Origin of the sequence: Burkholderia sp. Bp9031 (assembly GCF_003857965.1) — a bacterium.
In the GTDB taxonomy this organism is placed as follows: Bacteria; Pseudomonadota; Gammaproteobacteria; order Burkholderiales; family Burkholderiaceae; genus Burkholderia; species Burkholderia ambifaria_A.
The window spans coordinates 144422-164060 of the sequence record NZ_QTPW01000012.1 but is presented as its reverse complement, the minus strand read 5'-3'; the positions used below and the strand labels follow the sequence as shown (position 1 = coordinate 164060).

Annotated in this window: 19 protein-coding genes; 3 read left to right on the top strand and 16 right to left on the bottom strand. The window is 66.5% G+C overall.

What is annotated here, in order from left to right; all coding sequences use genetic code 11:
• Window positions 1–6 precede the first annotated feature (6 nt).
• The 14 genes from DIE15_RS18155 to DIE15_RS18090 form a co-directional block, all read right to left on the bottom strand.
• Window positions 7–885 (bottom strand): dihydrodipicolinate synthase family protein, encoded by an 879-nt coding sequence (locus tag DIE15_RS18155; RefSeq protein WP_124833990.1) that lies wholly within the window; start codon window positions 883–885, stop codon window positions 7–9.
• Window positions 886–919: 34 nt separating this feature from the next.
• On the bottom strand, window positions 920–1585 hold the full coding sequence (locus DIE15_RS18150; protein WP_124833989.1) for an amino acid ABC transporter permease: 666 nt from the start codon (window positions 1583–1585) through the stop codon (window positions 920–922).
• Between the two features lie 10 nt (window positions 1586–1595).
• On the bottom strand, window positions 1596–2267 hold the full coding sequence (locus tag DIE15_RS18145) for an amino acid ABC transporter permease (RefSeq protein WP_124833988.1): 672 nt from the start codon (window positions 2265–2267) through the stop codon (window positions 1596–1598).
• A 10-nt stretch (window positions 2268–2277) separates the two neighbouring features.
• Window positions 2278–3117 carry an amino acid ABC transporter ATP-binding protein gene (locus DIE15_RS18140; protein WP_124833987.1) on the bottom strand — a complete coding sequence of 280 codons (840 nt, stop codon included), beginning with the start codon at window positions 3115–3117 and terminating at the stop codon, window positions 2278–2280.
• Window positions 3118–3217: 100 nt separating this feature from the next.
• Complete coding sequence (locus DIE15_RS18135) at window positions 3218–4051, bottom strand: ABC transporter substrate-binding protein (RefSeq protein WP_124833986.1); 834 nt, start codon at window positions 4049–4051, stop codon at window positions 3218–3220.
• Between the two features lie 406 nt (window positions 4052–4457).
• Window positions 4458–4781 carry a DUF4148 domain-containing protein gene (locus DIE15_RS18130; protein WP_057926270.1) on the bottom strand — a complete coding sequence of 108 codons (324 nt, stop codon included), beginning with the start codon at window positions 4779–4781 and terminating at the stop codon, window positions 4458–4460.
• A gap of 153 nt (window positions 4782–4934) precedes the next feature.
• The gene (locus DIE15_RS18125) at window positions 4935–5900 is read right to left on the bottom strand and encodes a LysR family transcriptional regulator (RefSeq protein WP_244104888.1); all 966 of its coding nucleotides are present in this window, start codon (window positions 5898–5900) and stop codon (window positions 4935–4937) included.
• A gap of 37 nt (window positions 5901–5937) precedes the next feature.
• On the bottom strand, window positions 5938–6243 hold the full coding sequence (locus tag DIE15_RS18120; protein ID WP_124833985.1) for a hypothetical protein: 306 nt from the start codon (window positions 6241–6243) through the stop codon (window positions 5938–5940).
• A 453-nt stretch (window positions 6244–6696) separates the two neighbouring features.
• Complete coding sequence (gene cynR / locus DIE15_RS18115; RefSeq protein WP_242431812.1) at window positions 6697–7644, bottom strand: transcriptional regulator CynR; 948 nt, start codon at window positions 7642–7644, stop codon at window positions 6697–6699.
• A 230-nt stretch (window positions 7645–7874) separates the two neighbouring features.
• On the bottom strand, window positions 7875–9287 hold the full coding sequence (locus tag DIE15_RS18110) for an efflux transporter outer membrane subunit (RefSeq protein ID WP_124833984.1): 1413 nt from the start codon (window positions 9285–9287) through the stop codon (window positions 7875–7877).
• Window positions 9281–10180 (bottom strand): efflux RND transporter periplasmic adaptor subunit, encoded by a 900-nt coding sequence (locus DIE15_RS18105; RefSeq protein ID WP_057926273.1) that lies wholly within the window; start codon window positions 10178–10180, stop codon window positions 9281–9283. Before DIE15_RS18105 ends, DIE15_RS18110 begins: the two co-directional genes overlap by 7 nt.
• A 2-nt stretch (window positions 10181–10182) precedes the next feature.
• Window positions 10183–10407, bottom strand: coding sequence for a DUF1656 domain-containing protein (locus DIE15_RS18100; RefSeq protein ID WP_057926274.1), 225 nt, complete (start codon window positions 10405–10407; stop codon window positions 10183–10185).
• Entirely contained in the window at window positions 10404–12470 is a 2067-nt protein-coding gene (locus DIE15_RS18095; RefSeq protein ID WP_124833983.1) for an FUSC family protein, read from the bottom strand. Before DIE15_RS18095 ends, DIE15_RS18100 begins: the two co-directional genes overlap by 4 nt.
• 498 nt (window positions 12471–12968) lie before the next feature.
• Window positions 12969–15335: a DNA polymerase II gene (locus DIE15_RS18090; protein ID WP_124833982.1), complete on the bottom strand. Its 2367-nt coding sequence runs from the start codon at window positions 15333–15335 to the stop codon at window positions 12969–12971.
• 202 nt (window positions 15336–15537) lie between these two features.
• Here DIE15_RS18090 and DIE15_RS18085 point away from each other — a divergent pair, with 202 nt between their 5' ends.
• Together DIE15_RS18085 and DIE15_RS18080 are read left to right on the top strand one after the other, a co-directional pair.
• Entirely contained in the window at window positions 15538–16125 is a 588-nt protein-coding gene (locus DIE15_RS18085) for a TetR/AcrR family transcriptional regulator (protein WP_057926276.1), read from the top strand.
• Between the two features lie 82 nt (window positions 16126–16207).
• Window positions 16208–16948, top strand: a complete 741-nt coding sequence (locus DIE15_RS18080; RefSeq protein ID WP_185734495.1) for an SDR family NAD(P)-dependent oxidoreductase — start codon at window positions 16208–16210, stop codon at window positions 16946–16948.
• A gap of 86 nt (window positions 16949–17034) precedes the next feature.
• Here the strand turns inward: DIE15_RS18080 and DIE15_RS18075 are convergent, their stop codons facing one another.
• Complete coding sequence (locus DIE15_RS18075; protein ID WP_124833981.1) at window positions 17035–18681, bottom strand: EAL domain-containing protein; 1647 nt, start codon at window positions 18679–18681, stop codon at window positions 17035–17037.
• On the opposite strand from DIE15_RS18075, the gene DIE15_RS37035 reads away from it, so the two are divergent.
• Window positions 18667–19032, top strand: coding sequence for a hypothetical protein (locus tag DIE15_RS37035; protein WP_162492266.1), 366 nt, complete (start codon window positions 18667–18669; stop codon window positions 19030–19032). The two genes, DIE15_RS18075 and DIE15_RS37035, sit on opposite strands and share 15 nt — an antisense overlap.
• Before the next feature lie 57 nt (window positions 19033–19089).
• On the opposite strand, the gene DIE15_RS18070 is transcribed toward DIE15_RS37035, so the two are convergent.
• Window positions 19090–19395, bottom strand: a complete 306-nt coding sequence (locus tag DIE15_RS18070; protein WP_057926278.1) for a hypothetical protein — start codon at window positions 19393–19395, stop codon at window positions 19090–19092.
• Window positions 19396–19639: the final 244 nt, after the last annotated feature.

Here is a 19639-nt window from a genome sequence, read left to right as displayed (position 1 = left end):
ACGGCCTTACGCCTGCGACGCCTCGAAGATCGCGCGGAACTCCGTCTTCTCCTGGTCGGTCAGCGGCTGCAGCGGCATGCGGGCATTGCCGACCTTGAAGCCGGCCAGTTCGCAGCCGTATTTCACCTTCTGGATGAACTTGCCCGATTCCATGCTCGCCATCACCGGGAACAGCGAGCGCATCACGTTCTGCGCGCCGGCGATGTCGCCCGCCGAGAATGTGTCGTAGAAGCTCACGACCTGTTTCGCGAAGCAGTTTGCCGGCCCGCAGATCCAGCTCGTCGCGCCCCACAGGAAGAAGTCGAGCGCCTGGTCGTCGGAGCCGCACGACAGCTGATAGTGGTCGCGGTACTTGCCGCCGATCTCGATCGCACGCAGCAGGTTGCCGCTGCTTTCCTTGATGCCGATCACGCGCGGATGATCCTTGAAGGCGTCGAGCACGCCGAAGCCGACCTCGACGTTCGTGCGTACCGGATAGTTGTACAGGATCACGTTCACGTCGGTCACCGCGGCGAGAATCGCGTCGTAGTGCCCGATCAGTTCGTCCTGCGACGGCAGCGCGTAGTACGGCGGCGCGATCAGGATGTTCGTGTAGCCGGCGTCGCGCGCCTGGCGGACCTGCTCGATCACCTCGCGCGTCGACGAGCCGTTCGCGCCGGCGATCAGCGTGCCGCGGTTGCCGACCACTTCGCGAACGGTCTTCATCACCGCGCGGCGCTCGTCGTTCGTGAGCGCGTAGTACTCGCCGGTCGAACCCAGCGGAACGAAGCCGCTGACGCCTGCGGCGAGCTGATATTCGAGGATCGACGCGAGCGTGTCGTGATCGACCGCGCCCGATGCATCGAACGGCGTGACGAGGGCGGGCAGAATGCCTTTCAGTTGCATGAGATTTCTCCGGCTTGGGTGAGAGCGTTGCGAGTTAATAGGCATAGCGCCTGAGCATCCTGGACTCCACTACGCCGACCAGGCGGGTCAGCGGAAAGGCGACGAGGAAATAGATGACGGCGACGGTCGTCAGGAACTCGACGGGCCGCGCGGTGCTGTTCGACACGTTCTGGCCGACGAACATCAGGTCGGCGATCCCCACCGACGAGATGAGCGCGCTCTCCTTGAACAGGCTCACGACGTTCGACAGCAGCGGCGGGATCGCGCGCAGCAACGCCTGCGGAAAGATCACGTAGACGATCTTCACGTGTGGCGACAGGCTGAGCGCGATGCACGCGTCGTGCTGCTCGCCGGCGATCGACTTCAGCGAGCCGCGAAACGTCTCGCTCGTGATCGCGGCCATGTACAGCGTCAGCGAGATCAACACCGACAGGTACGGCGGGATCGGCAGCCGCAGCACGACCGGGAAGCAGAAGAACACCCAGAACAGCTGGATCAGCAGCGGCGTGCCGCGGAAGAATTCGACGAACGCGGTGACCGGCCCGCGCAGCCAGCGCGACGGCGACATCCGCAAGAGGCTCAGCACGAAGCCGAGCAGGCTGCCGACGAGCGCGCACGTGACGGTGAAGGCAAGCGTCAGCCCGAGGCCTTTCGCGAGCACGAGCCAGTACGGCCAGACGACGGAAAAATCGAGATTCACGACGGGCTCCTCAGCGCTGGACGGCGACGTCCTGACGGCGCTCGATGACGTGGACGAGTTTCGCGATCGGCAGCGACAGCGCGAAATACACGAGCGCGACGACCGAGTAGGTTTCGAGCGGCCGGTACGCTTCGGTCGCGATGCTCTTCGCGACGTACATCAGGTCGGCCACCGCGACGATTGCCACCAGCGCGCTTTGCTGCAGGCTGCCGATGCCGTTCGTCAGCAGCACCGGCATCGCGCTGCGCAGCGCCTGCGGCAGTACGACGAAGATCGTGCGTTGCCACGGCCGCAGGCCGAGCGCCACCGCGGCGTCGAGATGTTCCTTCGGCACCGCCTGCACGCCGGCGCGGTAGGCTTCCGCGTTGAAGGCGGTCAGGTTCAGGCCGAGCGCGAGCACGCCCATCGCGACCGGGTCGATGAATACGTCGACCATCATCGGGATGCAGTAGAAGAACCAGATGATCTGCAGCAGCGCCGGCGTGCAGCGGAAGAATTCGATGAAGAGCTGGGCGGGCCAGCGCACGAGCGCCCAGCGGCTCATCGCGAGCAGGCACAGCACGAAGCCGAGCACGAGGCCCATCGCGTTCGCGGCCACGGCCAGCACGACGGTGACCTTGAGCCCGTCGAGCAGCGCGCCGAGGCTGCCGGCGAGGAAGCTGAAATCGAAGTGGTAGTTCATGGCTTCGGCCTTAGTCGAGATGCAGGACTTTCTCGAGGAATTCCCGCGTGCGCGCTTCCTTCGGACACTTGAAGATCTGGTCTGGCGCGCCTTCCTCGATGATCTTGCCGTTCGCGCAGAACACGACGCGCGTCGCGATGTCGCGTGCGAAGTGCATGTCGTGCGTGACGATGATCATCGCCATCTTCTGCTCGGCGAGCTGCAGCATCACGTTCTGGACTTCGACGACCATCTCCGGATCGAGCGCGGACGTCACTTCGTCGAACAGCATCAGTTTCGGTTCGAGCATCAGCGCGCGCGCGATCGCCACGCGCTGCTTCTGGCCGCCGGAGAGCTGGCTCGGATATGCATGCAGCTTGCTTTCGAGGCCGAGGCGCGCGAGATACATGCGCGCGCGTTCGGTCGCTTCCGCCTTCGACAGCCCGCCGACGCGCACCGGCGCGAGAATCAGGTTGCCGAGCACCGACAGGTGCGGAAACAGCGTGTAGTGCTGGAACACCATGCCGACCTGCTTCTGCAGCTTCGCGTCGATGCGCCATCCGCCGCGCGTATCGCCGCCGCGGATGTACGACGCGCCCTGGAACGCGATCTCGCCGCGCTGGATGCCTTCCAGGCCCATCATCACGCGCAGCAGCGAGCTCTTGCCGCTGCCGCTCGGGCCGATGATCACGAGCCGGTCGTCGGCGCGCATGTCGAGGCTCATGCCGTCCATCACGACGAGGTTCGGGCCGTACGCCTTGTGCACGTCGCGCAGCCGCACGAAATCGCCGTCCGGCGCGGACGCGGCGAAGCGCGTGGTCGAAAGGGGATGCATGGCCGATCTGACGGCCGTCGTTTGAGGCGACAACATGACAGTCTCTCCAGCGGCGCCCGACGTCGGCGCGCAAAGTGCGAATCGGAAAATCGGCGCCCGGCGGCGCTCCGCCCGGGCTCGTCTGTGCGGTCGGCGCTTACTTGCCCGGAACGAGCATCGCCTGCACCGAGGTCTTGATGAGACGGTTCACCGCGCCCGACTTGACCTGCTGTGACAGGTAGTCGTTGAGGACGTCGAGGTCGGCCTTGGGCGTGTCCTTGCGCAGGCCGAACGCCACTTCCTGCTGCGCCAGCGGCGGCGCGGGGTTGAAGCTGGCCGCCCATTCCGGGTGCGCTTCGGTCAGCAGCATGTTGGTGATGTTCGCGTCGGCGAGCAGGTCGGCGCGCTTCGAGATCAGCGACAGGCGCGTCTCGTCGTTGCCCGGCAGGCGCATGATCCGCGCCTGTTTCAGTTCGGCCGAAATCGCCTTGTCCTGCGACGTGCCGGACATCACGGCGATCGTCACGTTCGGCTTGTCGATGTCGGCGAGCGAGCGCAGGTTCTTCGCGATCTTCGGATTGTTCTTGTTGTAGACGAACGAGACGTTGTAGTCGGTCGCGGGCGCGGAGAACGCGACGGCCTTTTCACGCTCGGGCGTGTCGTTCAGCGCAAGCGACAGATCCCATTTGTCCGATTGCAGGCCGGCCACGATGTTGTCCCAGCTCGTGTCGACGAACTCGACCTTCACCTTCAGCACGTTCTGCCCGAAATCGCGGCACAGATCCGAGAAGAAACCGCTGTAGGCGCCCGTCTTCGGGTCGCGCATCACATACGGCGGCGCGACCGCGGCGCCGCAGCGCAGTACGCCGACCTTCTTCACGGCGGCCCAGGCGTCGGGCCCCGCGGCGTGCGACGGGGCGGCCGCGATGAGCGATGCCGCCACCACGGTGTACGCGGTGATTTGACGGGTGAAACGAGACAGTCGATTCATGGTGACCTCACTTGAGATGGGTAAACCCGTATGCCTGCTGCTTTCTACACACATCAATGTGTGTTTTGTTGTGTGCAGCGTTGTGTGCATATTAGAGGGGCAAAAATCGACGTGTCAACGAGAAGTTGGGCTGTGAGGTGGTCGGGTTTTCCCCGGGGCGGGCGTGGAGCGGCGCGGAAGGACGAGCGGAAAAGGCGGGACGACGCGGGCCGGTGAGGGCTACGCGAGGACGGGGACGGGAAAGATCAGGGGATTGCTGCGGCCGGTCAGGCGGTGGCGCGCGTGTGGTGCAAGGACGGAAGGGGGCTGGCGGATGCCGTCGAGCGGGTTGCCGACGGCATCGGGCTGGCTGGCGGCGAACGGGGCGGCTTCGGTAAGCCGTCCCGCCGCGCCGTTCGTCGGCGCGTTATCGCTTCACCGCAGCGACAGCCGGCGCGCCCGAGAACGTGCCCGGTGCGCCGGTCGAACCGTAGGCGGTTTCGCTGCTCTTGTGTTCGGCGAGGCGCTTCGCGGCCAGGCGCTCCTGCGCGGCGACGATGTCGTCCGGATAGTTGTCGCCGTCGCCGGTCGACGGGTTGTAGCCGACCGATTCGAGGTCGAGCAGTTCCTGGCGAACCTGCGCACGTGTGAGCGTCGAATGCGACGACTGAGCGTACGACGCGCTCGGTGCGGCGAGCAGAGCGGTGGCGGTAGCGGCGACGGTGGCGATGGTGACGATGATGGATTTCACGATTTCCTCAGAAGGTTTCGGCGCAGTTCGGCGTGTATTCGATGGCCTGAACCGATGTGACAAGTTTAGGAACCCGGATTGACCGGATATAGGGTCAATCCTGGCGAGCTGTGTTCCAGAATGAGCGAGAGTGGCGACGCATGACGATGCCGATTACGCATCGGCAACCGCGACGGCGGCGACCCTCGGGTTGGCCGCGCCGACCGCGCGTGGCGCGGTAATCGACGGCAACCTGAACCGTTCGGCGGCGAGATCGACGAACGCGCGCACCTTGCCGGGCAGGAATTCGCGGCCCGGGTACACGAGCGATACGGTCACGCCGTCGTTCACGATCCGGTAATCGCCGAGCACGCGCGTCAGCGTGCCGATGCGCAGGTCGTTGGCGACCGCGTATTCCGGCAGCAGTGCGATGCCGCTGCCGGCCAGCGTGAGTTGACGCTGCATCAGCACGCTGTTCACGGTGACCGGCGCCTCGAGCTGGAGCGCGTCGAGCGTGCCGCTCGGGCCTGCCCACCGGTAGGTTCTCGCGCCGGCCGCGAGGCCGACGATCCGGTGGCCGTCGAGGTCGGACGGCCGCCGCGGCGCCGCCGCGTCGAGCAGGTAGCCGGGCGATGCGACCGCGACGAGCGGTGCATGTACCAGCGTGCGCGAGACGACGGACACCGACGTGATCATCGTGTCCGCGACGATGCCCGCGTCGAATTCGCCGCCGAGCAAGTCGACGTCCGATTCGGTCAGCGTAATGTGCAGCGACACGTCCGGATGGCGCGACTGGTATTCGGCGAACAGCCCGGCCAGTTCCGTCGACATCAGGCTGTGCAGCGCGACGACGTTCAGGTCGCCGCAGATCCGGCTCGACTCCTGCGTGGCGCGCGACTCGATTTCGGAGAGATCCATCAGCAGCGCGCGGCACCCTTCCGCGTAGCGGACGCCGACCTCGGTCAGCACGGTCTTGCGCGTCGAGCGTTGCAGCAGCTTCACGCCCAGGTGCGATTCGAGATCGCCGACGTAGCGCGTCACCAGCGACGGCGAAAGATTCAGTTGGTGGGCTGCATGGGAAAAATGATGCGTGTCGGCAACCTTGAGAAAAACCCGCATCGCACTGAACAGATGGTTCACGACGGTTCCTGTAGCAGGGGCGTTGGAGAAGGCGCGATCAGCTGCCGAAATAGACGTTGCAGAAGCTCACGGGGCCGACGCAGTCCGAGTCCGGCGTGGCGGGAGCGCGGGCCGGCGTCTGGCGAAGCGGGACCACGACTTTCGGTGCGGCATCCGCGTGCATGCCGCTGCCGTCGTTCGCATGCGCGGCGAGTTGCGTGGCGTTGGCCGCAACGGTCGCATTCGATTGCTGCTGGATGGCAGGCGCTGCCGCTTGTTGTTGGGCGGATGCGCTGGCGGTGACGGTGAAGCCGGAGAGCACGACGAGGGTTGCTGCGACAGGGGTAATGACAGACTTGAGCATTTAGGATTCCGATAAGACGAATGTAGTTTTCCACCAATTCGATTCGGGATGTCGGCGTGGTCGAGTCGTCTTGTCGATGGCCGGGGGCGTGTCGGATTCTTCTTGTCGAGTGTGTCGGCGTAGTGCGGAAGGATCGTGCGACATGGGCACCGGGGCCCTCGACGCCGGGATTCGGCGCGACCGATTCACCAGGAATCGATGACGAAAGGATGAAGGAAAACCCTGATCGTGTCCAAGGCGAATTTCCGATGTAGTCGATAAGGCAAATCGATCGTGTGCAGGCGAATCGACCGTGCATATTCGAATCAATAAAATGTGGAATCCGAAATGAAATGAAGCTTGCGTGCAGGTAGGCGAGCGCATGCAAGCGCGGCATCCGGCATACGGATGCGGCATCGAACCGGAACGACTATTCGAACGGGAAGCGTCGCCCGAAGCGCGACGCAGCAGGCCTCAGGATGGGGCGCGCGCCGTCAGCGTGCGCAGCGACGACAGGCTGCCGTGATCGAGCATCTCGCGCACCAGCTCCGCGAACGCCGTCGACGCAACGGTGCGATACGCACCCTTGCGACGCAACAGCGCGACCGTGCGCACCGGAAACGGCGGATCCAGCGGCACGTACTGCAGATCGCGATGCTCGAACTCGATCGTGCCGGGCAGGATCGTCGCGATCTTGCCGCGGCTCACGATCTTCAGCACCGCGCTGATCGAATTCGCCTGCAATGCGACGTCGGGCTGCATGTCGTACGACTGGAAATAGCTGTCGACGTAGAAGCGCGACACGAAGCTCGTCGTCAGCAGCGCGAGCGGCGTGTCGGCGAGCTGCGTCGGCGTGACGGGCTCGCGCTGTGCGGTCAGCGGATGCGTGCGGCCGACCACCAGCATCAGTTGCTCGGGAAACAGCGCTTCGGCCTCGATCTCGTCGGAGCGGACGTCGACGAAGCCGAACGCGAGGTCGACCTGGTCGTCGCCGAGTGCGGTTTCGACCGCATCGAGCGACATCTCGGTGATCTCGATGACGACGCCCGGATAGCGCTCGTGAAACTGCTCGATCACGGGCGCGACGAGATACTCGGTGAAGGTCGGCGTGAAGCCGATCCGCAGTTGCCCGCGCGACAGGTCGTGCACGTCGTGCAGCGCGCGCTGCGCGGTGAGCAGGTCGTTGTGCGCGCGGCGCGCGTATTCGAGGTAGACGCTGCCGAAATCGGTGAGCTGGACCACGCGGCCGCTGCGGTCGAACAACTGCGCACCGAGCTCGTCCTCGAGCTGGCGCACCTTCTGCGACAGTGCCGACTGCGACACGCTGAGCGCTTCGGCGGCCCGTGTGAAATTGCGATGCTCGTCGATAGCCAGCAGGTAGCTGATGTTGCGAAGCAGGGGGCTGCGTTGGGTGAACTTCATCTTCCGCGGATTGAGTCGCTGGTCACGTGGATCGGGCATCGCGTCATTATGCGCCGGTTGCGGCGCGGTGATGCGAGGCGGTGCGTTGCGCTGCCGGGTACCGCCGCGCGCGACGCCGCCGGTGCCGGGCGCATCCGCCGCCCCGGCGCGCGGATGCCCGGCCGCGGCGGTGGCATGGCGGCCCGCATCGGCCGTCGCCGGCCGTTCGATCGTCAGGTCGTCGGAGGCGCTCATTGCCAGCCGCCTCCGAGTGCCAGGAAGGTCGCGATCTGGCCGTTGTTCACGTCCTGCCGCGCGGCCGCGACGGCCGTTTCGGCCACCAGCCACGTGCGCTGCGCGTCGAGCGCCGCGAGCCCGCCGCCCCGGCCGCCGCGCCGCAGTTCTTCGGTCCGTTCCATCACGTCGCGTGCCGCGTCGCGCGACGCCTCGAGGCGTTGCAGCCGGTCGAGCGCGCCGGCGTAGGTGTCGAGCGACGTCTCGGTTTCGCGCAGCGCGGTGAGCACCGTCGAATCGAAATGCGCGAGGCTCGCGCGGCTGTCGGCCTGCGCGGCTTCGATGCGATCGCGGATCGCGCTGCGGTGCAGGTCCCACGTGATCATCGGACCGACCGCGAAGCGGTTCGTCAGCGGCGTGAAGAACGCGGCGGCGCCGCCGGTCGAACCGATGCTCGCGCCGAGCCTGATGTCCGGATACAGCGCGGCCGTTTCGACGCCGATGCGCGCGGTCGATGCGGCGAGCCGGCGCTCGGCCGCGCGCACGTCGGGGCGGCGCTTCAGCAGCGCGCGCCCGTCGCCGGACGGAATCGGTGTCGACAGTTCGAGCGGCTTGCTGCACGACAGCAGCGCGCGATCGTAGTTTTCCGGCGGTTGCCCGGTGAGCGTCGCGAGACGGAACGCCGCGTTCAGCCGGCGCGCCCGCAACGGCGCGAGCTGTGCGCGGCTGTTCTCGATGCCGCCCTGGTCGCGCTGCTGCTCGAAGGTCGGCGCGCGGCCGTTCGCGATGAGCTGGCGCGTCAGCGCGAGGCGCTGCTGCTGGACCGCGATCGAGCGCTGCAGCACATCGATCTGGTTGCCTGCATTGCACAGGTCCGAATACGCGCGAGCGACTTCGGCGGCGACGTTCACGCGCACGAGATCGCGCGCGGCGGCGACAGCCTCGTTGTCCGCGGACGCCGCCTCGATCCCGCGACGGATCCCGCCGAACAGGTCGAGGTCGTAGCTCATCGTGAATCCGATGTTGTAGATCTCGTGCCGTGGCGGCTCGACATGCGACAGCACCGATGCCGCGGACTGCTGCGTGTAGTTCGTCGATGCGTCGAAGCCTGCGCTCGGTTCGCGCGCGGTACGCGTCGCCGCGAGCAGCGCATTGCTGCGTTCGAGGTTCGCCTGCGCGGCGCGCAGGTCGACGTTGCTGGCCAGCGCCTTTTCGACGAGGCCGTCGAGCGCCGGATCGTTGTAGAGGCGCCACCAGTGATCGGGTAGCGGATCGTTCGACGCGACAGATGCGCCCGCAACGAACGCGCCGTTGGCGGCCGGTGCGTTCGCGAGCGCATTCGACGGCACGCGATAGTCGGGGCCGACCGCCGCGCAGGCGGCGAGCGCGATGCACAGCGCGGCGACGGCAGGCGTGCGCAGGCTCACCATGGCAGGCTCCGGCGCACCGTGACGTCGCCGGCACGCGCGTGAATCTCGACCGATGCGGTCTGCCCCGGCACGAGCCGCACGCCGGGCGGCACCGAGTCGATCACGACGCGCACCGGGATGCGCTGCGCGAGTCGCACCCACGTGAATGCGGGGTTCACGTTTGCGAGCTGCGCATCGCCGCCCGCGCGCTCGCGGTCTTCGACACCGCCGGCGATGCTCTGCACATGGCCGCGGATTTCGCTCGCGACGCCCATCAGATAGATGCTGGCGGGATCGCCGACATGAATCGCCGGCAGCTTGGTTTCCTCGAAGTAGCCTTCGACGCGCAGCGACGTGTCGTTCACGAGCGCCATCGCGCCCTTGCCGGCGTTCAGGTACACGCCGGGCAGCAGCCCGACATTGGTCACCGTGCCGTCGATCGGCGCGCGCACGAGCGTGCGTTCGAGGTTCAGTGCGGCGAGGTCGCGTGCCGAGCGTGCCTGCGCGAGCGCGGCGCGCAGCTTCTCGACGCGCGTCGTGCCCTGCTGCGTCGATTCCTCGGCAACGACGTCCGGCATCGCGCGATTGCGGCGGTCCTCGCGAATCGCTTCGTCGAGTTCGGCCTGCTCGCTCGCAAGGTTCGCGTCGGCCTGCTCGAGTGCGATCCGGTAGCGCGACGGGTCGATCACGAGCAGCACCTGGCCCTTCGTTACTTTCTGGTTGTCGTGGACGCGCACGTCGGTGACGAGGCCGCTCACGTCGGGCGCGATCGGCACCACGTCCGCGCGCACCTTGCCGTCGCGGGTGAGCGGTTCGATCTGGTAGCGCACCCATAGGCCGTAGATCGCGCCGAGGATGCCGAGAATGATTGCGGCCGTCAGCACGGTACGTAACAGGGGGATGATTCGCTTCATGGTCAGGAGAGGAGGCGATACGGAAAATACGCGTCGGCGAGGCGGGCGATGCCCCACCACAGCAGGAAGAAGGTCGCCAGCTCGAGCAGCGCGGGTTGCCACAGCAGCACGCGCAGCGGCAGGCGCAGCAGCACGCCGCGCAACAGGAACGTGACGGCCAGCGCGACGACGGCCCACGCGAGCGCGGACGGCATGTAGATGCCGAAGATGTGGATTTCCTCGATCATCGCGTCGTTCCTCCGACGAGCTGCACATGCGGGAACAGGTTGCAGCGCATGCCGACCAGCGCGAGCAGCGTGGCGTCGTCGCGGCCGCTGGTGTTGCGCGCGGCCGCGCCGATCGCACGGTTCAGCGCACGCATCAGCGAGGCGGTGGCCGGAATCGGGTGATGCGCGTCGGCGCGGGCGCGATACAGGTTCGACACTGCCTCGAGCGCGGCTTCGATCGCGACGCGCGTCTGCGCATCGCCCTTGTCGAGGCCTTCGCGCACCTGGATGATGTTGCGGCCGATGCGCAGGTCGCTCAGCCCGTCGACCGCATGCAGCGCATCGCCCTGATTCGCGAACGCCATGCGCGCGGCGACCTGGCCGAGCCGGTCGACCGCGCGTGCGGTCCACGTGGGCGCGTCGAGCGGGCGGTGCGGATCGGCCATCTGCGCGAGATCGGCCCAGTTCTGGCGCACGATCCGGTAGGCGGTCCAGCGCGTGCTGGCCGAGCGGAAGAGTTTGGTCACGACGAGCGTCGTGACGATGCCGCCGACCTGTGCGAGCCCCGTATTGAGGAACAGCGCGAAATCGGCCTGGAAACGATCGAGAAAACCCATGGCGACGATGAAGCAGGAGAACATCGGGAGTGCGCGCGCGGTACGCGCGGGATCGGCCTGGATGTAGCCCATCCAGATGAAGGCCGGTGCGAGCGTCAGGATCAGCATCCCGGCGCCGTCGACGCGCGGCAGGATCACGAACAGGTACAGCGCCGCGAGCGGAAAGGTGACGAGTGTCGACACGAGGTAGCGGCCGATCACCGGTGCGGGATCGTCCTGCGCCGCGAACGAGCAGGTGACGAGCGCGGCGAACGCGGCGGTCGCCGAGCCGTTGGGCCAGGCGAGCAGGATCCACACCGCGCAGTAGATGATGATCGCCGTGGTCGTCGCGGCGCCGGCGAGCAGCGCGAGCCCGTGATCGCGCGCGAGCTTGAAGCGGCGCGTGCCGTCGGCGGGCGGCAGGTGGCGCTCGAGTTCGGCGTCGCTTTCCGCGAAGGTGCGCACGAGCCCGCGCGCCGCGTGGAGCGTGTCGATGAAATCGGCGGTGCGATCGAACAGGTTCGCGGCGAGCAGCGACGTCCAGGTCGGGTCGAGCAGGCGCTCGGCCGCCAGCGCGCGGCACCGCGCGGCGAGACCGACGTCGAGCGCTTCGCCCACGTCCTGTGATGCATGCAGGTCGTCGATCACGGCATCGACGAGCGCTGTGGTTTCCGCATCGACCGCGTTCAGCGAGCGCAGCTGGTCGAGCCGGTTCGCGGCGGCCGACGCGATCGACAGCAGCGCGGCGAGACGGTGCTGCAGCGCCGTGACCGTGTCGCGCGTCGCGAGCGCGAAGCGCTGGTCGAACGGCAGCGTCGTCGCGATCATCCCGAGCTCGGTAACGTCGGCCGCGAGCTTGCGGCGATGCTCGTGTTCGAGCCGCGTGTGGTGCGTGCCGAACGCCTCGGCCGTCCAGCGGCACGCATCACCGAGAAACGACAGCGCGCGCTCGTGAATCACCGGCCGGCTGTTCGCGGGTTTCAGCAGCATGTGCGTGATCGTCACGCACAGGATCGCCACCGTCATTTCCTCGACGCGCGACACCGCGGTGATGAAGATGTTGGTTGGATCGTCGAGATACGGAAAGCAGATCACGGCCGAGCTGAACGCGGCCATCTGGAACAGGAACGCGCGCGGCGTGCGGTCGAGCACCGCGAGATAGATGCAGAAGCCGATCCACAGCGCGAGGCACAGCACCAGCAGCACCGGCGAGTTCTGCAGGTTCGGGGCGACCGCGACCGTCACGATCGCGCCCGCGGCGATGCCCGCGAGCCGGTAGATCGTCTTCGGGCGGAACGCGCCGGCCATCGGCTGCGCGGTCACGTAGACGGTCAGCAGCGCCCACCACGGACGCGGGAAGCTGACCGCGAACGAGATCAGCAGCACAAGCGCGGCGGCGATAAAAGTGCTGATCGAGAAAAGGAGCTTTCTCGGATCGATGGAGAATGGATCGCGCGGCCGTAGCGGCGCGACGGTGGCTTGCGACACGTCGGTTTCCTTGGGCGAGACAGGCGGAGAGTGTTGCTGCGGCTGCGTTACGGCGTCGGAGGCGGCGTGCCGCACATCATGTCGTGCAGCGCCGGTTTGCGGCATGCGCCGCGGCGAAGGGAGACGGGAAGTGCGGGAGCGGGAGACCGCACGAAAAGGAGGGTTGTTGCAGGCATTTGAAGCACGGCTTGCGCGCCTTTTCCTTTTTATTCAAGCGCATGGCGACACGCATCGGCGAGCGCGAATGCCACGAAAACTCGGTTGCGAAGGATCAGGGTTTCATTCGATTGCGATGGACGAAATTGTGCGCCGCGGCGCGCGCGGCGTCCAAGTCGGATTTCCGACCGGGTCGATCGGTTTTACTTATCGCTCGGCGCGCGGGCCCGCATGAATACCGATCGTGCGGCGCGTTGTCCGAAGGGAGCGGGCGGGGGGATGCGGTTGCGAGTGCAACCGTATGACGAAATCGGCGGACATGATGTCGCCGCGCCGTCGGTCTCAGAACAATTGCCCTTGCCCCGAGATCACGCGTTCGAAATCGTCGCGCAGGAACGGCAGGATCGCGTCGGCGACCGGCTGCAACTGACGGCTTACGTAGAACGCATAGTCGATCGGCGAGCGCATCGTCTCGAGCGGCTCCGGGCCGGCCGTCGTCATCACGTAGCTGATCCAGCCGCCGCGCTGGTACTGCAGCGGCCGGCCGTGCGCGTGGTTGAATTCGTCGGCGATTCGCGCGGCACGCACATGCGGCGGCACGTTGCGCTGATATTCGCTCAAGGGCCGGCGCACGCGCTTGCGATAGATCAGTTGCGCATCGTATTCGCCGGCGAGCGTGCGGCGCACGTAGTCGCGGATGAAGTCCTGGTACGGCTCGCGCTTGAACACGCGCCGGTAGAGTTCGCGCTGGAATGCCTGGGCGAGCGGGGTCCAGTCGGTGCGCACCGTTTCGAGCCCCTTGAATACGAGGTCCTCACCGCCGTTCGCCGCGCGTGCGAGGCCCGCGTAGCGCTTCTTGCTGCCTTCTTCCGCGCCGCGCACGGTCGGCATCAGGAAGCGGCGGTAGTGCCGCTCGTATTGCAGTTCGAGCGCGCTTTCCAGCCCGAAGCGATCGCGCAGATGCGCTTGCCACCAGCGGTTCACGTGCTCGACGAGCGCGCGGCCCTTCGCGGCGGCTGCATCGTCGTCGTGCTCATGCCCGAGCCACACGAAGGTCGAATCGGTGTCGCCGTAGATGACTTCGTAGCCCTGCGCCTCGATCAGCTCGCGCGTGCGATGCATGATCTCGTGGCCGCGCATCGTGATCGACGATGCGAGGCGCGGATCGAAGAACCTGCAGCCCGTCGAGCCGAGCACGCCGTAGAACGAATTCATGATGATCTTCAGCGCTTGCGACAGCGGTGCGTTGCGCTGGCGCTTCGCTTCGTCGCGGCCTTCCGACACGCGCCGCACGATGTCGGGCAGGCAATGCGCGGTGCGCGAGAAGCGCGCGCCGAGAAAGCCGGGCACCGACGCGTCGTCGCCCGGATGCGCGAGCCCCTCGATCAGCCCGGCCGGATCGATCAGGAACGTGCGGATGATCGACGGATAGAGGCTCTTGTAGTCGAACACGAGCACGGAGTCATACAGCCCGGGCCGCGAATCCATTACGAAGCCGCCCGGGCTGTTCTGGCCCGTCACGTCGCCGAGGTTCGGCGCGACGTAGCCGAGCCGGTGCATGCGCGGCAGGTACAGGTGCGTGAACGCGGCGACCGAGCCGCCGGTGCGATCGGCCGCGAGGCCCGTGACGGTCGCACGTTCGAGCGCGAAGGACAGCAGGTCGGCCTTGTCGAAGATGCGCGTGACGAGCTCGCAGTCCTTCAGGTTGTAGTGCGCGAGCGCGGGCTTGTCGTGATCGAAGCGTCGCTGGATCTCGTCCATCCGCTGATACGGATTGTCGATCGACTTGCCTTCGCCGAGCAGCGACTGCGACACGTATTCGAGGCTGAACGACGGGAACGTCCACGTCGCCGATTTCAGCATGTCGATGCCGTCGAGGATCAGCCGGCCGGCCGCGCCCGCGAAGAAGTGATCGGGCTGCTGGCCGTGCGCGCGCCACTCGAGCACGCTGCCGCCGCGCCCGAGCTTCAGCGGCACGCCGTATTGCTCCGCATGCGCATGCAGGATGCGCAGGTCGAACTGCACGAGGTTCCAGCCGATCACCGCATCGGGATCGTGCGCGTCGAACCAGTCGTTGAGCCGCGCGAGCATCTCGGCGCGGCTGTCGCAGTAGTCGAGGCGGAAGTCGGCGGCCGGCGCGTCGCCGTTCGGCGGGCCGAGCATGTAGACCTGCCGCTGTCCGCAGCCTTCGAGCGCGATCGAGTACAGCTCGCCGTGGATGCTCGTCTCGATGTCGAGCGACACGCAGCGCAGCGTCGGGCGATAGCCGGTCGCGGGTTTCAGTTCGCCGTCGGTCAGCGTGTCGTCGCGGCCGGCCATGCCGCGAAACAGCACGGGCGCGGTGATGAAGCGCTCCATCGTGTAGCGGTCGGGCGGCTGGATGTCGGCTTCGTAGACGTCGACGCCAGCCGTGGCGAGGCGTTTCTGGAGCCCCGACAGATGGCGGTAGCGGCGGCAGTAGAGGCCGACGACGGCGCGCTGGCGGAAGTCGCGCAGCGCGAGCGGGCGCAACTCGGCATCGCGCTCGCCGGCCAGCGCGCGTTCGGCGAGCGCCTGCTGTTCGGCCGGAATGAACGCGACGGCTTCCTGCGGGCGCAACCGCACGCGGCGCGGACCGTGTTCGGTTGCCAGCCAGAACTCGATCTCGATGCCGGATGCGGTGTCCCGCCAGTGGCGGGTGAGAATGAAACCCTGCTCGAACGCCGTCAAAACGCTTGCTCGTGTGGATGCCCAGGCGGCGGATTTTAGCGCCTCTCGCGCGGTGCCGCGCGTCGAAGGATAAATGGGGGCGGAGCGTGCCGTCGCGCCACTCTACAACGCGCAAGGTGCCCGTTCCCGCAACCGGACAGGCCGTCGAGCCGTTGTCGACCATGTTATTGACTGATCTGTCCATAACAACTATCCTGCTGCCATGGTGAGACCACGTGAATTCGATCGGGACGAGGCACTGGAGCGCGCGCTGCGCGTGTTCTGGGAGAAGGGCTATGCCGGTACGTCCACGGACGACCTGCTCGGTGCGATGAACATCGGCCGGCAGAGTCTGTACAACGCGTTCGGCGACAAGCGCAAGCTGTACGTCGAAGCGCTCGAACGCTATCAGTCGGAAAGCGTGTCGGGCCATGTCGCGCGGCTGGCCGCGCCGGCATCGGCACTGGCGGGCATCGAGGCATTGCTGCTTGGCGTGATCGCGGGTGACGTGGCGGAGCGCATGCTCGGCTGCATGGGTGTCAATTCGATTTGCGAATTCGGCGCCGCCGACCCGGAGCTCGTCGAATTGCGCGAGAAGGCCGGCGCGATGCTGATGAAGCGGCTCGTTGCGCGGGTGCGCGAAGGGCAGGAAGCGGGCGAGATCGACCGCTCGATCGAAGCGCGCGAAGCAGCCGGCTTCGTGCTGACGATGATGCAGGGTATCCAGCTTGCTGCGCGTGCCGGCACACGGCCGCAGGCATTGCGGACGACGGCCGAATTCGCGGCAGAGCGGCTCCGCGCACGCAGCTAGGCGGAAGCTGAACGCGCCGGCGCATCGGCCGGCGCGTTTTTTTTGTTTGTTATTGACTGATCAGTCCATAAAGGAGCGAATCATGACGAAGCCTTCAGGTGCGGCACCCAGGGTAGCAATCGTATTCGGCGGTGCGCGCGGAATCGGCGCGGGTATCGCGCGCAGGCTTGCGGCCGACGGCGCGGACGTGGCGTTCACCTACGTGTTGGCACCCGAGCGTGCGCAGGAGACGGCAGCCGCCATCGAGGCCGGCGGCGGGAACGCGCTGGCGATTCGCGCCGACAGCGCGAGCGCGGACGAGATCCGCCAGGCCGTCGCGCAGACGGTCGAGCGCTTCGGTCGGCTCGACATCGTCGTGGTCAACGCGGGGATCCTGAAGATGGGCGACGTATCGGAAGTCAGCGTCGACGATCTCGACCGGATGCTGGCCGTCAACGTACGCGGCGTGTTCCTCGCCGTTCAGGCCGCTGCGGCGCATCTGACGCGAGGCGGACGCATCGTCACGATCGGCAGCAATGCCGCCGTGCGCAGCGGCTATCCGGGCTCGAGCGTCTATTCGATGACGAAGGCCGCGGTGGCCGTGATGGTGAAAGGCATCGCGGTCGATCTCGCGCCGCGCGGCATCACGATCAACAACGTGCAGCCGGGGCCGGTCGGGACGGACATGACGGCCGATCTGCTGGATCACGTCCGGCCGCTCATTCCACTCGGGCGTGCCGGCAGTCCGGACGAGATTGCTGCGCTCGTGGCATGGCTCGCGAGTGCCGAATCGGCCTACATGACAGGCTCCAGCCTGACGATCGACGGCGGGATGGCACTGTAGTGCGATGCGGCGGCACGTCGTCGATCGTGACGATGCACGACGATGCATGCGCGCCGAACGGTCGGCGCCGTCGCGCCGGCCTGCGCCTAAGCCGGCATCGGCACGAATTCCCGCCTCAGGTTTTCCGGCCGCTGTGGCCGCTGGTACAGGTAGCCCTGCGCATACTGGATCCCGACCGCATGCAGCGCGCGATGCTGCTCTTCCGTCTCCACGCCCTCGGCAATGATCTTCAGATCGTAGTGGTGCGCGAGCGCCGCAATCCCTTCGATCAGCCTTGCATTGCAGGTCGTCAGCTGCGAGATGAACTGGCGATCGATCTTGACGTAGTCGAACGGAAAGCGCGACAGCATGTCGAGATTGCTGTGATGCGTGCCGAAGTCGTCGATTGCGAACTTCGCGCCCTTCGTCCGCAGTGCGGCGAACATTTCGGTGGTGCGCGCATTCTTTTCGAGCAGGATGCGTTCGGTCACTTCGAGTACCAGCGTGAAGCCCGGCGGCAGCTGTCGGATCGAGTCTTCGACGACGGACACGAAGTGCGCGCGCTCGAGATCCTTCGGCGCGACGTTGATCGCGATGCGCAGCGGCATCGACGGCGTGAGTGCGGTCAGCTCCGACACGGCTGTCCGCAGCACGAATTCGGTCACCTTCGGCAGGATCGAACTCGATTCGATCTGCGGGACGAACACGGCCGGGCTGATGGCTCCCCATTTCGGGTGGTGCCAGCGCAGCAGCGCCTCGACGCCCACGGTCCGGCGCGTTTCGACGTCGACGATCGGCTGGTACACGACGTGGAACTCGCCGCGCTTCAGCGCATTGCGAACGGCCTTCAGCAACAGCCGGCGCGGCGCCATCGCAAGCAGGTACGCGGCCACGACGAGGCCGTTCATCAGCAGCGCGATCGTCACACAGATCAGCAGATAGTGCCGCTGCACCTGCGATACGTAGGATTCCGACGAGGTGACGGAAACCGTGAACGGCCAGGTGCCGGAAGCGAACGCGCTGCCCGCCGTCGGGGCCGCGCCGAATGGTGGCACGAACGTGCCATGCTGATCGATGCCGCCCGCACCCTTGATCGACAGCGTCGCCGTTTCCGCACCGAAGCGGGCACCGTGCGCGAGCATGTCCGCGACATAGTCGCCTTCGACCAGATAAAGGACGCCTGATTCGGATGCGGTCGCGCGAAATGCCGCCAGCACCGGCACGCGATGCTGAAACGGCGTCTGCCGAAGCAGCGTGATGGCCGTCATCCCCGGTTCGGGCGCGTGCAGGTACGCGTCGAGCGGGACATCGATCGGGCCCAGCGCCGACGAGCAGGTGACGCGCCCGTGGTTGGCCAGCGCGACGGCCCGAAGATAGCGCAGGTGAGTGCCTACTTCCGCGAGCGTCCTGAAGATCGTCGTGCAGGGCCGCCCGACCAGCGCGTTCAATTCCGCCGGGTGCCGCGAGCGGATTCCGTCGAGGATGCGGTCGACCGAGATCACGATGTCGCTTGCGACGACGCGTTCGTGCTGGGCAACCGATTCGCGCGCGAGGCGATCGGCAACGACGAACGCCAGCACGAGCACGAGCACGCAGATGGTCAGGGCAATCGAGAAGACAATGTGCGGCCACACGCCACTGCGCTGGAATGCGGGCTTCGGGCCCGGCGCGGGTGTGGACGTTCCTCGGGTCGCGCTTGTTGTTGTACGCATGGGAATGCAGATCGAACCGGTCGATGGATGGGCGCGAAGCATTCATCGTGCCTGGCCGGGGCACAACGGCGCGCGCCGATATCGGGACGCAAATCGATTCTACGCTTGCGCCACGCATGCCAAGGCATTGCGACGGGGGTACCGGCCTCGACGCGCATCGCTATGCATATAGACGCCACGCCCCGAAAAAAACCCGGCCGCATCAGTGTGCGGCCGGGACAGAAGACACCGTCTCTTGGCACGAGGATGGTGCGCGGCAAGTATAAGACGCGGCGCGCGATTACGAAACATGGATATTCAACAAACGGTGAAATCTTGCAATTGATGCTCAACAAGAAATATTTGCGTGGCACGTCACCTCTGGCGATTCAGGTGCCGGATCGCCATGAATGAGGCCACAACCCGCGTGGTGCGATTTCTTCAGCGCGAGCAGGCGGGGCCATCCGTGCTTCAGAAATCGTTTCGCATCTTGTGGAGCAGGTCGCGGGGCGATTGATGCGTGTCCACGGCGGTGAGGATGTCGGTCAGGAACCACGGCAGGTTCAATTGCGTGTCCGAATCGCCGACGCACACGCGGATCGGCGGGGCCTTCGACGCCGCACGGGCGCCGGGCGCCGTGCCGGTGGAGGCGGACGTGGAGGACGGTACGCAATTCCTCGCTTGCTGCGGAACCGGCGACGTGGTGCTGCCGGCGACCGCCGGCAAGCTGGCGGCGGCAAGCACGATCAGGATGGCGAAAGGGGCGGCGCGTTTCATGAGACTCTCCGGCGATGCACGTTCGACACCGCCGGCGAACCCGAGTTCGAGATCGTCGACGGCTGCCGGTGTTCCTGAGCCACGACGTGGACTGGAAGCAGGTGCTCCTGATCGGCATGACGTTGGTGTTCCTGATCGGGATCATGATCGAGTTCGCGATCGCGACGAAGCGCGGCCAGCGCGCGCGGTTTCGCTGGAAGGAAAGCGGTCGAGCGGAACGGGGAGAAGGGCGACGCCGCGACCG